The sequence below is a fragment of the Pseudomonas sp. FA-1 genome (assembly GCF_056856075.1).
The window spans coordinates 215,352-229,278 of sequence record NZ_JBWXTH010000006.1; the positions used below are offsets into that span (position 1 = coordinate 215,352).

Below are 13,927 nucleotides of genomic sequence, written 5' to 3' on the forward strand. Positions count from 1 at the left end.
CGACGCACTTTCTAGGAGAACAGCATGAAATTCAGTGAACAGTGGCTGCGCGGTTGGGTCAACCCGCAAGTCTCCCGTGACGAACTGGTCGCCCGCCTGTCCATGGCCGGCCTCGAAGTCGACAGCGTAACCCCTGCTGCCGGCCAGTTCAGCGGCATCGTGGTGGGCGAGATCCTCACCACCGAACAACACCCGGACGCCGACAAGCTGCGCGTGTGCCAGGTGAGCAACGGCCAGGAAACCTTCCAGGTCGTCTGCGGCGCCCCGAACGCACGCCCTGGCATCAAGATCCCATTCGCCATGATCGGTGCCGAACTGCCAGGCGACTTCAAGATCAAGAAGGCCAAGCTGCGTGGCGTCGAATCCTTCGGCATGCTGTGCTCGGCTGCAGAGCTGCAAATCAGCGAAGAGAACGACGGCCTGCTGGAGCTGGCAGCTGACGCCCCCGTCGGCGAAGACATTCGCGCCTACCTGAACCTGGACGACGCCAGCATCGAGATCGGCCTGACCCCGAACCGCGGCGACTGCCTGTCCATCGCGGGCCTGGCCCGTGACGTTAGCGCCCTGTACGACACCCCGGTCACCCGCCCGGTGGTGCCGGCCGTACCGGCCGCCCACGACGAAGTGCGCCCGGTCGAAGTTTCGGCCCCGGCTGCTTGCCCGCGCTATCTGGGCCGCGTGATCCGCAACGTCGACCTGAGCAAGCCGACCCCGCTGTGGATGGTCGAGCGCTTGCGCCGCAGCGATGTGCGCAGCATCGACGCCGCCGTCGACATCACCAACTACGTGATGCTCGAGCTCGGCCAGCCGATGCACGCCTTCGACCTCGCCGAAATCAATGGCGGCATCCGCGTGCGTATGGCCGAGGAGGGCGAGAAGCTCGTTCTGCTGGACGGCCAGGAAGTCGCCCTGCGTGCCGACACCTTGGTCATCGCCGACCACACCCGCGCCCTGGCCATCGCCGGCGTCATGGGGGGTGAGCACAGCGGTGTGAACACCGAGAAGACCCGCGACCTGTTCCTGGAAAGCGCCTTCTTCGAGCCGATTTCCGTGGCTGGCAAGGCCCGTTCCTACGGCCTGCACACCGATGCCTCGCACCGCTACGAGCGTGGCGTCGACTCGCAGCTGGCCCGTGAAGCCATGGAGCGCGCCACCGCACTGGTACTGGAAATCGTCGGCGGCGAAGCCGGCCCCATCGTCGAGGCCGTGAGCGAGCAGCACCTGCCCAAGGTCGCGCCGGTCTCCCTGCGCGCCGAACGCATCAACCAGATGCTCGGCATGGACATGGACGCTGCCCAGGTCGAGCAGCTGCTCAATGCCCTGGAGCTGAAAACCCGCGCCAGCGGAGCAGGGCAGTGGACCGTCGAAGTCCCCAGCCACCGCTTCGACATCAGCCTGGAAGTCGACCTGATCGAAGAACTGGCCCGCCTGTACGGCTACAACAACCTGCCGGTACGCTACCCGCAGGCCCGCCTGGCTCCCCAGGCCCGTCCGGAGGCCCGTGGCGAGCTGCCGACCCTGCGCCGCCTGCTGGTTGCCCGTGGCTACCAAGAAGCCATCACCTACAGCTTCATCGACCCGAAACTGTTCGAGCTGTTCACCCCAGGCGTCGAGCCGCTGCTGCTGGCCAACCCCATCTCCAGCGACATGGCAGCCATGCGCGCGTCCCTGTGGCCGGGCCTGGTCAAGGCGCTGCAACACAACCTCAACCGCCAGCAGGACCGCGTACGCCTGTTCGAAAGCGGCCTGCGCTTCGTCGGCCAGCTGGGCGACCTCAAGCAGCAGCCGATGATCGCCGGCGTCGCCACCGGCAGCCGCCTGCCGGAAGGCTGGGCCAACGGCCGTGACAGCATCGACTTCTTCGATGTGAAGGCCGATGTCGAAGCCCTGCTGGGCTACTCGGGCGCCCTGGGCGACTTCACCTTCGTCGCTGGCAACCACCCAGCTCTGCATCCTGGCCAGACCGCCCGCATCGAGCGCGACGGCAAGGAAGTCGGCTACCTCGGCGCCATCCATCCCGAGCTGGCCAAGACCCTGGGCCTGGAGCGCCCGGTGTTCGTCTTCGAGCTGGTACTGGGCGACGTGGTCGAAGGCCGCCTGCCGAAGTTCAGCGAACTGTCCAAGTTCCCGGAAGTGAGGCGTGACCTGGCGTTGATCGCAGGACGTGATGTAGCTTCTAGCTCGGTGCTTGAAGTAATTCGTGACAATGCGGGCGAATGGCTCACAGACCTCAGGCTGTTTGACGTCTACCAAGGTAAAGGTATTGATCCTGATAGAAAAAGCCTGGCCGTCGGCTTGACCTGGCAGCATCCATCGCGCACTCTTAACGACGATGAGGTGAACACTACCCTGCAAAACATCCTCACCTCGCTTGAACAAAGGTTGAACACCACGTTAAGGAAATAGCGTATGGGTGCTCTGACGAAAGCTGAGATGGCCGAAAGGCTGTACGAGGAGCTGGGGCTCAACAAGAGAGAGGCCAAGGAGCTGGTCGAGCTGTTTTTCGAAGAAATTCGGCACGCACTTGAAGAGAACGAGCAGGTCAAGCTGTCCGGTTTCGGCAACTTCGACCTTCGCGACAAACGCCAGCGGCCGGGCCGCAACCCCAAAACGGGGGAAGAGATCCCGATCACCGCTCGCCGTGTCGTCACCTTTCGTCCAGGGCAGAAATTGAAAGCCCGGGTTGAGGCCTATGCTGGAACCAAGCCATAACGACGAGCTGCCCCCCATTCCGGGCAAGCGCTACTTCACCATCGGTGAGGTCAGTGAGCTCTGTGCGGTAAAACCGCACGTGCTGCGTTATTGGGAACAGGAGTTCCCGCAGCTCAACCCGGTCAAGCGCCGCGGCAACCGGCGGTATTACCAGCGCCAAGACGTGCTGATGATCCGCCAGATCCGCGCGCTGCTGTATGACCAGGGCTTCACCATAGGCGGGGCGCGATTGCGCCTCTCCAGTGATGAAGCCAAGGATGACACTACCCAGTACAAGCAACTGATTCGGCAGATGATTGCGGAGTTGGAGGATGTGCTGGTGGTGTTGAAGAAGTGACCTGATTTTTTTGAAAAAAAGCTTCCATTATTCAAAAGGTTAGGGTAAATTCTTCACCGTTCTCAGCAACATCGAGAATGATGTCGGGGCGTAGCGCAGCCCGGTAGCGCACTTGCATGGGGTGCAAGGGGTCGAGTGTTCGAATCACTCCGTCCCGACCAAATACCTCAATGACTTAGCCACCTTCGGGTGGCTTTGTTATTTCTAGGCATAGTGACTTTTCGAGTGACTTCGCCTTTTTCCTCATCCAATTCTCCTCTTCAATATGGTCAGAACCGGTCTGCGTGAATCGGTGGCCGATACCTTGTTTACCGCTTCGATCTCGTATACAGGCACAGCACTGAGCACCTGTAGTCCGTTTCCGAAATTGCGCTAGTTCCCTCATAGAGCCTATTCAGATGATCTAGTCTCGCAATGTTCGTCGTTCTTCACTGACGAGGGCTGGCCAGGCTACGGGCAGAGACCTGCGTAGGGTTGCGTAGGTCGGTTTGGTTGCCCTGGTTAGTGTTGAGCGGCGAACACCTGGGTTTTCAAGCGCCTCCGGCTGATGCTGGGGGCGTTTGTTTTTGTGGTAGGTGAAGGTGTTTAGGCGGGGACAGGCTGGAAAGCGGTGATCGGATTGCATCGCGGGGCCGCTTTGCGGCCCTTTCACGGCACAAGGCTACTTTTACACGAGGGGTGGTGTGCTTGAGGAAGACGTTAGGGCGTTGAAGCGGAAGGCCAGTGTCGGGCGGCTTGGGTGGTGCGCTTCGTTTTTTGGCAGGCGTAAGGGTTGGCCTTCTAGGGAAACGTACTCGCTGTGTCTCAACGCTTCGGCGATACCGATCCGCAAATCGGCTGGGTTGACCCACAATAAACCCAAGTCGAACAGGGTATGCACGTCGGCCCTCAGCAATAGGCCATTGGAAACTACGTTCGTTTTCTCGCCTAGGTAGGGGTGGATATGGGCAGCTTCCAATACCTGCAGCAATGAACAGCCAGTCATGGCGCAACGGCCTTGGTAGGCTTTGAGTAACGCCTTCCTGAATTGCGGTTGGCCGCGGCGGCGGACGATCGATGCCAGGGTGCGTTTGCGGGCATCGCTGAGGTCGTCGGGCTTGAAGGTGCCCTGGTTGTTAAGCTCTTGCTCGACTACGGCTGGGAGCCCTTCATCGGGCTGTTCGCGCTTCAATACGAACGATGTGGGACCGCTGCCGGAATGGCTTTCGTATGTGAAGACGCCTTCGTAACGAAAGCCCGCACCGGGATGTTCATATTTGGCTTTCCGGTAGAAAACCAATAGTTCCAGGCCACGCTGGCGGTGGTCAAGAATGAGCGCATCGGTTCGCCCTTTGAGTTGTCCTTCCATGTGAAGGGTGTCGCCTGCCAGGGTGTCTACATACTGGGTTCTGTCAGACGTCTTCTGCTCGGTTATGAATAGCCACACGGAGTCATAGCCCTTGGGGCGGAAAATCCCTGTATTGAGCGTGGCGTCGTGGATACCAAAAAGTGCGCGCAGATCTGCCCGTGTATAAACGGTGCCCGGTTCCAATTGCTTCGATGCGACTATCCCGGATGACACTTCGGTGGGTAATGAGCGATGCTCGTTGCCTTGTTTTCCGTCGATAGGGCTGGGCGGATGCATGGTTGGGGCGGTCATGGAGGCGTCCTTGCGTGCGATGCAGGCGAAGGGCAGGAACCGCTGTGTTCGCCTATGTTGCAGATGCTCGACACCTTACTTTCTTCAGACAAAATGCGGAAGCGCGTAGGAGGATTCCTTTGCACCTGTAGGATGCGGAGTAGTCACCTGCAAAAATGTTCACAAGGACGGAGCAAAAACATTAGGTTTGATTGGATCCAAGCTGCTGCTTGGATATAACCACTAGTCCCGGCTCATCATGGTGAGAGGCGGTGTTCATTAGGTGGGTAAGGATGACGTTGAACGAGGCGATTTTTAGATACCGGGCGTTCTACGTCACTGGGTGTGCATTGAAAATAGGCACGCTGCTTCTTTATGTGGTTTCAGCGTTGTCGTTTGTCTACTGGCAGGCGCGAGAATTCAGTGACGCTCTGATAGGAGGGCACTTTTTCTGGATGCTCAGCGAAGCAGTCTTGAAGCTGTATCAGGTCACCGCTCCGTACATTGGTTTTGTCTGGAAATGCGCTTTGCCTATCAGCCAGACAGACCCGTTTAGCTACGGCAATTTGGGCATGCTGGGCCTTCTGGCCGTTGCCATGTTGGGCAGTTATCTGACCAAAGCTGGCAGAGCCTTGAAGACGAGGGTCAAGCGAGAGCTTGAGAAGCTGGAGGAGGCGGGGTGGAGAGCGTCCTCTCAGTCGAGTACGTGTACTACGACCAATGCCATACACATTGCCCAATTGAATATCTTGAACCTACAGCTTCCTGAAGCCCCGCCAGACTCACGGATGAAACGCATCTTGAAATGGGCACTGGGTATTTTTTCTGCTTACTTGGTTGCCGTGTTGGCCAAGCTTACGGGGATGGTGTAAACGCATCGACGCCAATGTCGGAGCAGCCTGTCGTGGCTCTTTTGCGGCACAAGACCGCTCCATTTTAGGGCAGTCATTTTGGGGTCGAGTGCAATGAACGCTCTGCTCGAGCAAAAGGGTGTAGGCCCCAGGCGATCTACACACAGCGGATAGCGACAGCCATTTCTTCGCAAAACATGTGATTTCTCCCCAACAGTCTGCGTCAAGAATGCCACCCCTTGCTGTCGTCTGGGGGACTGATACATAAGGCCTTCCATGCAAACGCTGTTGAACGAAATTCTCGACGAAGTGCGTCCCTTGATCGGCAAGGGCAAAGTGGCTGACTACATCCCCGCGCTGGCCGATGTCCCGGCGAACCAGCTCGGCATCGCCGTCTATGGCAACGATGGCAGCTATTACTGCGCAGGCGACGCGCGGGTGCCGTTTTCGGTGCAGAGTATTTCCAAGGTGTTCAGCCTGGTTCAGGCGATTGGCCACTCGGGGGAGGCGATCTGGGAGCGGTTGGGTCATGAGCCCTCGGGCCAGCCGTTCAACTCACTGGTGCAGCTGGAGTTCGAGCGCGGGCGGCCGCGTAATCCTTTCATCAACGCGGGGGCACTGGTGATCTGTGATATCAACCAGTCGCGCTTCGCGGCGCCTACATTGTCGATGCGCGATTTCGTCCGGCGGTTGTCGGGCAACCCGCACATTTCGATCGATACCCGTGTGGCTGAATCGGAGTATCAGTTCCGCGCACGCAACGCGGCCATGGCTTACCTGATGCAGTCGTTCGGTAACTTCCATAACGAAGTCGAGGCGGTGTTGCGCAGTTATTTCAGCTATTGCGCGCTGCAGATGAATTGCCTGGATCTGGCCCGGGCATTCTGTTTCCTGGCCAACGATGGGTACTGCAAGCACAGCGGTAACCAGATCCTGACCCAACGCCAAACCCAGCAGGTGAATTCGATCATGGCCACCAGCGGGCTCTATGACGAAGCCGGCAACTTCGCTTATCGGGTAGGGTTGCCTGGCAAGAGTGGTGTAGGTGGAGGGATCGTGGCGATCGTACCGGGCCAGTTTACCGTTTGTGTGTGGTCGCCGGAGTTGAATGCTGCTGGCAACTCCCTTGCCGGGATGGCCGCGCTCGAGTTGCTCAGCTCACGGATTGGGTGGTCGGTGTTCTGATCATCTACGTGAGCGCAATGCCGCCGCCAGGCCTACGGTCAGCACCACCGCCAACACAACCGCGAGGGCAAACGTCGCCGCGATCCCCAGCGTTTCAAGCAAACCCGCCACCGCCAGGTAGAACGCAATAACCCCCACCGCCCCGATGGCGTTCCCGCGGACCATCGCTGCCATCCCTGCGCGCCCGCTCTGCACATGGGCGAACACCACCAATGGCCAGGCAATCACCGGAATCGGCGCCAGCATGCCGCTGGCCGCTGGCCCCAGCCAGCTGGCGAAGCCGGTGGTGACCATCAGCAGGGTAGTGGCGGCCACCATGCGCAGGGGGATTTCCCAGTAGCGGTGGCGAGGTTTGGCGAGGATGTCGGGTTTGGGCTCGTGGGCGGTGGCGCGGATCAACCAGGCGATCAGTGCCAGGGAGGCGGCAATCGACAGGTACAGGCTGCCCCAATGGGTGAAGGCGTAGGCGGCCAGGGCGTAGAACACCAGTGCCAGCAGTACGGCCAGGCCGATTTCGGCGCGTCGGGTGGCGTACAGGTAGCAGGTGTAGGTGGCCTGTACCGCGGCCAGGCCGCCCAGGGCGCCGGGGACTGCGTTCAGGGTGAATGCGGTGCCTTGTTCCAGGCACAGGAAGGTCATCACCAGCGCCGAGGTGATCGGCAGGCCTGAAAGCAGGCCGCCCAGCAGCCCGCCCCAGCGCCGGGAGGCGAGCGAGACGGCCCACATCAGCAGCGGTGTGACGATGAGCTTGAGGTAGAGGAGAGTCATTGCATGTAACCGCTGAAGAGGTGGGGAGGTGTGTGAAATCGCCTCGTCATCGCATGCGATGCGTTTTATGGGGCAATATCGCGCTCTGAAGGACGCTTCTCAAATGAATCTTGTGTCGGGTAATTATCGTAGGCCTTCTTGGCTGGCGATGTTTGCCTTTTATAGAATACCGTTGCGGTTCGGACGGGTTTATTAAATGGAATGGGTCGATGGACAAGCAAGTCAAGAAAAGTAATACAGGTTTGGCTACCTTTCGGGAGGACCTGAATCAGATACTGAGCTTGGTGATTAAGCACTGGGCCGCGATCGGGACCATAGGCGCTGTCGCCAGCGGCTTGCTGAGCTTTGGAATATTAATGACCTATTCGAAAGCCATTGGACGTATCGACTTGCTACCGGTGGTGTTCGATAAGAAATTTTCTGCGCTTTTGCCTTGGATGGGATTCGTGGGCTTTGTGTTTTCGCTCTACATGGCGCTTTTCCTGACCACAACGACTATTTATGCGTTGGCTGTTTCGCTCTTCAACCAAACGCCTACGTTGCGCCCTCATATCGCAAGATTGCTGCTCATCCCTGCCACGTTAGGTTCGGTGCTTTTCGTAGGCAGCGTTTTTCAACTACCCGAGTTGGGACATGGTATCGTTGCCGCGACGATCATGGCATGCATGTTGGGCATCATGTTTTTACTGCTATTGTCCAAGCGATTCAGGATGGCCCTGGAAATCGTGACATTGATCAGTGGCCCAGGTGACGTGAAGAAATGGCGTCAGGCTGGGATTTTCGGGATTACCTACTTACTGTTGTGTTTCGCTGCTTTTGCAGCGGTTTACCCAATGGTCATCCTGCTGCATTCTTACACCGGCCAAGACACGCCCGAGGCAGTAAATACTCTAACGATCATCTCGATGGTCACGGTTTTCTTGTTGTTCATTCCAGCACTTATTTTTTTCGTGAGTAAAAAACGTGTGGCCATACGGGTCATCCAGGCCGTTGCCGTCGCCTTGATTGCTACGCTGGCTGTGATCGTGATGTACCCGGGCGCGACCTCGACCATTGTCTACAAGTCGGCAAGCATGATGGGCGTACGAGATACGACTGTTCAACAGTACCGGCTACTGAAGAATTATGATGTGGCCGACTTTGCCACGGCCTCCTGGACCGTCACCGAGGCAACAAATGGGTTGCCGATTGTGTCGGCGTTCCCATTGTTCTCACTCGGTGATGTCCTATTGTTATGCCCTGGTCGGTTGGCAGACACCCGGTTGGGTGATTGGCCGGAGCGTTCACGGGCATGCATCCTCACCCAGAGCAGCGATGTAGTAAAACTGCCGGAGGCTGTTGTAATAAAAGGCGGAACCAAAGGGCAGTCAGCCGATGATGCTTAAGTGGTGAATGATTGGGGCATTGCCAATTATCTAATGGCACACTGAATGTCTCAACCCAGCGAGGCCACGCTGTTGAGCAATGTCTTCACCAGCTGCGCCTGCCGCGTGGCGCCGGTCTTGGCGAACACCCCGCGCAAGTGCGCCCGTACGGTATTGCGCGACACGTTCAGCGCTTCGGCCGTCTCGTCCAGGGTCTGCCCATCCATCACCAACATCGCCACCTCCGTCTCGGTGGGCGTCAGCTGGAACAGGCTGCGCAGCAGGTGGCGCGAGGCCTGGGGCGAGTCTGCGGGGTCGCGGATGAACAGCGCCACCGCTGGCCGTCGTGCGCCTTTGCGGGCCTGGTAGTTCAGGGGGATGGGGCGTAGCAGCAGGTTCAGCGGCATTTCCCCGCTCGGGCGGGACAAGGTGAGCACTTCCAGCTCGTCCAGCCCGCGCTGACGGTGCCTCAGGACGGTCTGGATGGATTGCTGCAACGCGCGGTTCTCATGGTTGACGAAGGCGCACAGCTTCTCCTGCTTGCACACCAGCCCATCGCCACTGACGAACAGGCGCTGTGCCGCGCTGTTGCAGCGCAGGGTTCGGCCGTTCTCGTCGAGGATCACCGTACCGACCATCAGCCGGTCGATGGTCGCGGCGTACAGCTGGCGTTCGGAGTCGAGCTGGTCGACCGCCGAATGCAGGTCCACGGCCTGTTGCAGGTGCGGCAGCAGCAGGCGGACCAGGGCAATCTCGTCGGTCTCGAAGTCGTGGCTGGTATGGCCGCGGCTGGCGAACAGGGCGCAGTGCATGCCGGCGGTGGTGACCATGTTGGCCACCAGCACATGGCGCAGGTCCAGCGGTTGCAGGTAGTTGCGGTAGAAGTCGTGGGCCAGCCAGGGCTCGGTGCCGAGCATCTGGTCGGCGGTGGCCACCTTGTCGGCGGGCCATTCGAGGAACGGGCAGATCGAATAGTAGTACTCGCTGTAGGACGGCTCGCCGGGCAGCAGCGCGCCGTGTACCGAGGCGTTGACGATCAGGCCGGGGCGTTCGTGTTCTGGGTTGCGCAGCACCAGGGTGATGAAGCTCGCGTCCAGGCGTTGGCGCAGCTGCTCCAGGAAGCTGGCCCAGGGTGTGGCTTCCAACGGGCCCTGGTAGGCCAGGGTGAGCAGGGCGCTGAGGGCTTCGGTGGCGATGGGGGCTGGGTGGTGGGCGGTCATGCTGCGCCTCGTGGGTGAGGGGTGGGGGCAGTATTGATGCGAGAAGGGCTGGGTAAATCGTCTGTTCGGACTAGCAAGAGCCAAGCTGCGGGCTTTGTCATGCAGCATGAAACTTGCGTTGGTCCAATCGCCGGCAAGCCGGCTCCCACCCCGTTCGTGCATGCAGCACCTTGTGGGAGCCGGCTTGCCGGCGATAGGGCCTGTTCTGGCTTTGCTCAAAGGCGCAGCAACGCCTCGACGATCCGCTCGGCCGCCGCCTCCGCCGTCTCCCTCTGGGTATCGATATGCAGCTCTGGATTCACCGGCGGCTCGTACGGCGAGTCGATCCCGGTGAAGTTCTTCAGCTCACCCCGGCGGGCCTTCTGGTACAACCCCTTGGGGTCGCGCTGCTCGGCCAGGGCCAACGGCGCGTCGATGAAAATCTCCAGGAAGTTGCCTTCCCCGGCCAAGCTCCGGGCCATGTCGCGTTCGGCGCGGAACGGCGAGATGAACGAGACCAGGGTGATCAAACCGGCATCGAGCATCAGCCTGGCCACTTCGGCCACGCGGCGGATGTTCTCCACCCGGTCGGCCTCGGTGAAGCCCAGGTCGCGGTTCAGGCCGTGGCGCACGTTGTCGCCATCGAGCAGGTAGGTGTGCTTGCCCAGCGCATGCAGCTTGCGCTCCACCAGGTTGGCGATGGTCGACTTGCCGGCGCCCGAGAGGCCGGTGAACCACAGCACCCGCGGAGCCTGGCCCTTGAGCGCGGCGTGGGCCTCGCGGTTGACGTCGATGGCCTGCCAATGCACGTTCTGCGCCCGGCGCAGGGCGAAGTGCAGCATGCCGGCGCCGACGGTGCGGTTGCTCAGGCGGTCGATGACGATGAAACCGCCGGTGTCGCGGTTGTCGGCATAGGCATCGAAGGCGATCGGGCGGTCCAGGTTCAGGTTGCATACGCCGATGTCGTTGAGCTCGAGGGTCTTGGCGGCGAGCTGGTCGAGGCTGTTCACGTCCACGCGGTGCTTGAGGTTGGCGCAGCTCATGCCCACGGTGCGGCAGCCGATCTTCATCAGGTACGGGCGTCCGGGCAGCAACGGCTCTTCGTCCATCCACACCAAAGTGGCTTCGAACTGGTCGGCCACTGCGGGCGGGGCGTCGGCCAGGGCGATCAGGTCGCCGCGGCTGATGTCGATCTCGTCCTTGAGCACCAAGGTCACGGCCTGGCCGCACTCGGCGCGCTGCTGCGGGCCGCTGGCGCCGAGAATGTCGGTGACTTCGCTCTGCTGGCCCGAGGGCAGCACACGGATGCGTTCGCCGACGCTGATGCTGCCGGCGGCGATGTTGCCCGAGTAGCCACGAAAGTCCAGATTGGGGCGGTTGACCCACTGCACCGGCAGGCGGAACGCCGCCTGGCTGGCGTGGGCCTGCTCCAGCGGCACGTCTTCCAGGTAGGCGAGCAGGCTCGGGCCTGTGTACCAAGGGGTGTTGGGGCTGGCGCTGAGCATGTTGTCGCCGCGTAGCGCAGAGAGTGGAATGCACTGGATGTCGTCCAGGCCGATCTGCGCGGCGAAGGCACGGTAGTCGGCCTCGATGCGCTGGAACACCTCCTGCGAGTAACCCATCAGGTCGAGCTTGTTGACCGCCAGCACCACCTTGCGGATCCCCAGCAGCGACACCAGGTAACTGTGCCGGCGGGTCTGGGTCAGCAGGCCTTGGCGGGCGTCTACCAGGATCACCGCCAAGTCGGCGGTGGAGGCGCCGGTGACCATGTTGCGGGTGTACTGTTCGTGGCCGGGCGTATCGGCAACGATGAACTTGCGTTTCTCCGTGGCGAAGAAACGGTACGCCACGTCGATGGTAATGCCTTGCTCGCGCTCGGCGGCCAGGCCGTCCACCAACAGGGCGAAGTCCAGGTCCTCGCCTTGGGTGCCGAGTTTTTTCGAGTCGGCTTCGAGCTGGCCGAGCTGGTCTTCGAACAGCACCTTGGACTCGTACAGCAGGCGCCCGATCAAGGTGCTCTTGCCGTCGTCGACGCTGCCGCAGGTGATGAAGCGCAGCAGTTGTTTGTGCTGTTGTGCCTGCAGGTACGCGGTCAGGTCGTCGTGCCGGGCGTGGGTGATCGCGTTCATCAGAAGTACCCCTCTTGTTTCTTCTTCTCCATGGAGCCGGCCGAGTCGCTGTCGATCAGCCGGCCCTGGCGTTCCGAGGTGCGGCTGACCAGCATCTCGCCGATGATCGCCGGCAGGTCGTCGGCGTCGCTGTCGATGGCGCCGGTGAGCGGGTAGCAGCCCAGGGTGCGGAAGCGCACCTTGCGCATCTCGGGGGTTTCGCCGTCACGCAGCGGCAGGCGCTGGTCGTCGACCATGATCAGGGTGCCGTCGCGCTCCACCACCGGGCGCTCCTTGGCGAAGTACAGGGGCACGATAGGGATCTGCTCCAGGTAGATGTATTGCCAGATGTCCAGCTCGGTCCAGTTCGACAGCGGAAACACCCGCAGGCTCTCGCCCTTGCGCTTGCGCGTGTTGTACAGGCGCCACAGCTCCGGGCGCTGTTGCTTGGGGTCCCAGCGGTGCTGTTCGGAGCGCAGGGAGAACACGCGCTCCTTGGCACGGGATTTTTCCTCGTCGCGGCGGGCACCGCCGAAGGCGGCATCGAAGCCGTATTTGTCCAGCGCCTGCTTCAGGCCCTGGGTCTTCCACACGTCGGTGTGCAGGGCCGAACCGTGGGTGAAGGGGTCGATGGCTTTTTCCACACCTTCGGGGTTGATGTGCACCAGCAGCTCCAGGCCCAGGCGCTCGGCGGTCTGGTCGCGGAAGGCGATCATCTCGCGGAATTTCCAGGTGGTGTCCACGTGCAGCAGGGGGAAGGGCGGCTTGCCCGGGGCGAAGGCCTTCATCGCCAGGTGCAGCATCACCGCGCTGTCCTTGCCGATGGAATAGAGCATCACCGGGTGCTCACACTCGGCTACCACTTCGCGGATGATCTGGATGCTCTCGGCCTCCAGCCATTGCAGATGAGTCAACATCGGATACCTCCTCGTGATCTTCCGGGTACGGGCCCGGTTGACGCCAAGGTAGGCAATGCACCACCGGCGCCTCTTCGTCTGCTCGGACGAAGTGCGGCGGTGGTGCCAACATCAGGCCGCGGTGGCGTGCAGCGACTCGGCACGGGCCTTCACGGCCAGGGCCACGGCATCGAAGCCCTGCTTGACCCACGCCCCATGGTTGGCCATGACCGCGTCGGCGGTGGGGCCGAGGAACTGGTCGGTGGTGTGGTAGCGGCAGCTGTTCGGGCCGGTGCGTTCGATCAGTTGTTCGCGGCGGGCCGCGTCCGGGTCGCTGGCGCTCGAGCGCATTTCCCAGGCGAGCAGGCGGTGTGGCTCGAAGTCCACCAGGTACTCGACCACATGCAGCAGCTCACCGGGCGCGGCCGGGTTGGGCAGGAACAGGTTGACCGGCTCGCCCAGGCGCAGGGTGGATTCGACCTTGACCGTGTAGGGGTTCCACTGCGGGTAGTTAGGCAGGTCGACCAGGATCGACCAGACCAGCTCGGCGGGGGCGGCGATGTCCACGGTGACGGAGCGAACCAGGTTCTTGTCGGTTGTCATCGATGATTCCTCGTAGGGTGGCCCCACGCCGAGGCGTGGCGCAGGGGAGCCGTGTGGCCCAACGAGGCATCGTGGTCGGTTGGCGCTTTGGGTTCTTCGTCCGTTTGGATAAGGGGAGTATTGGGTTGGTCGTCTGGGTGTTAGTACTTTTTACTTCCTGCTTGTAAGTAAGTGGCAGAACTTTTTACTTGGGGTGTGAGAAGTTTTTTGGGACGGTAATTATCGCTGTTTGATTTATATGCTTCCTACGCGGCTCGCTGTTTTTGGCGTGCTGCGCCGGCTTTGT

Annotated in this window: 12 protein-coding genes, 1 tRNA gene and 1 pseudogene; 7 read left to right on the forward strand and 7 right to left on the reverse strand. The window is 60.9% G+C overall.

The window, feature by feature from the left end; genetic code table 11:
- Window positions 1-24 precede the first annotated feature (24 nt).
- The 4 genes from pheT to AC1MHZ_RS13535 all read left to right on the forward strand — a co-directional run bounded on the left by pheT (window position 25) and on the right by AC1MHZ_RS13535 (window position 3,210).
- Entirely contained in the window at window positions 25-2,406 is a 2,382-nt protein-coding gene (pheT, locus tag AC1MHZ_RS13520) for a phenylalanine--tRNA ligase subunit beta (RefSeq protein WP_482966484.1), read from the forward strand.
- Between the two features lie 3 nt (window positions 2,407-2,409).
- A complete protein-coding gene (gene ihfA / locus AC1MHZ_RS13525) occupies window positions 2,410-2,712 on the forward strand; it encodes an integration host factor subunit alpha (RefSeq protein WP_003250679.1) in 303 nt (100 codons plus the stop codon).
- Window positions 2,693-3,049 (forward strand): MerR family transcriptional regulator, encoded by a 357-nt coding sequence (locus AC1MHZ_RS13530; RefSeq protein ID WP_043213594.1) that lies wholly within the window; start codon window positions 2,693-2,695, stop codon window positions 3,047-3,049. Before ihfA ends, AC1MHZ_RS13530 begins: the two co-directional genes overlap by 20 nt.
- Before the next feature lie 84 nt (window positions 3,050-3,133).
- A tRNA-Pro gene (locus tag AC1MHZ_RS13535) sits at window positions 3,134-3,210 on the forward strand.
- A gap of 82 nt (window positions 3,211-3,292) precedes the next feature.
- Here the strand turns inward: AC1MHZ_RS13535 and AC1MHZ_RS13540 are convergent.
- Window positions 3,293-3,370: pseudogene (locus AC1MHZ_RS13540) on the reverse strand (integrase); the annotation flags it as partial.
- A 346-nt stretch (window positions 3,371-3,716) separates the two neighbouring features.
- Complete coding sequence (locus AC1MHZ_RS13545) at window positions 3,717-4,688, reverse strand: HNH endonuclease (protein ID WP_482966485.1); 972 nt, start codon at window positions 4,686-4,688, stop codon at window positions 3,717-3,719.
- Window positions 4,689-4,960: 272 nt separating this feature from the next.
- On the opposite strand from AC1MHZ_RS13545, the gene AC1MHZ_RS13550 reads away from it, so the two are divergent.
- Together AC1MHZ_RS13550 and glsB are read left to right on the forward strand one after the other, a co-directional pair.
- Window positions 4,961-5,539: a hypothetical protein gene (locus tag AC1MHZ_RS13550; protein WP_482966486.1), complete on the forward strand. Its 579-nt coding sequence runs from the start codon at window positions 4,961-4,963 to the stop codon at window positions 5,537-5,539.
- 255 nt (window positions 5,540-5,794) lie between these two features.
- Complete coding sequence (gene glsB, locus AC1MHZ_RS13555; protein ID WP_084855582.1) at window positions 5,795-6,703, forward strand: glutaminase B; 909 nt, start codon at window positions 5,795-5,797, stop codon at window positions 6,701-6,703.
- Here the strand turns inward: glsB and AC1MHZ_RS13560 are convergent, their stop codons facing one another.
- Complete coding sequence (locus AC1MHZ_RS13560; RefSeq protein WP_482966487.1) at window positions 6,704-7,471, reverse strand: hypothetical protein; 768 nt, start codon at window positions 7,469-7,471, stop codon at window positions 6,704-6,706.
- A 209-nt stretch (window positions 7,472-7,680) separates the two neighbouring features.
- Between AC1MHZ_RS13560 and AC1MHZ_RS13565 the strand changes: the two genes are divergently transcribed.
- On the forward strand, window positions 7,681-8,856 hold the full coding sequence (locus tag AC1MHZ_RS13565; RefSeq protein WP_482966488.1) for a hypothetical protein: 1,176 nt from the start codon (window positions 7,681-7,683) through the stop codon (window positions 8,854-8,856).
- Between the two features lie 50 nt (window positions 8,857-8,906).
- On the opposite strand, the gene AC1MHZ_RS13570 is transcribed toward AC1MHZ_RS13565, so the two are convergent.
- The 4 genes from AC1MHZ_RS13570 to AC1MHZ_RS13585 all read right to left on the reverse strand — a co-directional run bounded on the left by AC1MHZ_RS13570 (window position 8,907) and on the right by AC1MHZ_RS13585 (window position 13,641).
- A complete protein-coding gene (locus tag AC1MHZ_RS13570; RefSeq protein WP_482966489.1) occupies window positions 8,907-10,055 on the reverse strand; it encodes a helix-turn-helix transcriptional regulator in 1,149 nt (382 codons plus the stop codon).
- A gap of 215 nt (window positions 10,056-10,270) precedes the next feature.
- Window positions 10,271-12,163: a sulfate adenylyltransferase subunit CysN gene (gene cysN, locus AC1MHZ_RS13575; protein WP_482966490.1), complete on the reverse strand. Its 1,893-nt coding sequence runs from the start codon at window positions 12,161-12,163 to the stop codon at window positions 10,271-10,273.
- A complete protein-coding gene (gene cysD / locus AC1MHZ_RS13580; RefSeq protein WP_301178462.1) occupies window positions 12,163-13,077 on the reverse strand; it encodes a sulfate adenylyltransferase subunit CysD in 915 nt (304 codons plus the stop codon). Before cysD ends, cysN begins: the two co-directional genes overlap by 1 nt.
- Before the next feature lie 93 nt (window positions 13,078-13,170).
- Window positions 13,171-13,641 (reverse strand): SRPBCC domain-containing protein, encoded by a 471-nt coding sequence (locus tag AC1MHZ_RS13585; protein ID WP_324817840.1) that lies wholly within the window; start codon window positions 13,639-13,641, stop codon window positions 13,171-13,173.
- Between the last annotated feature and the right edge of the window lie 286 nt (window positions 13,642-13,927).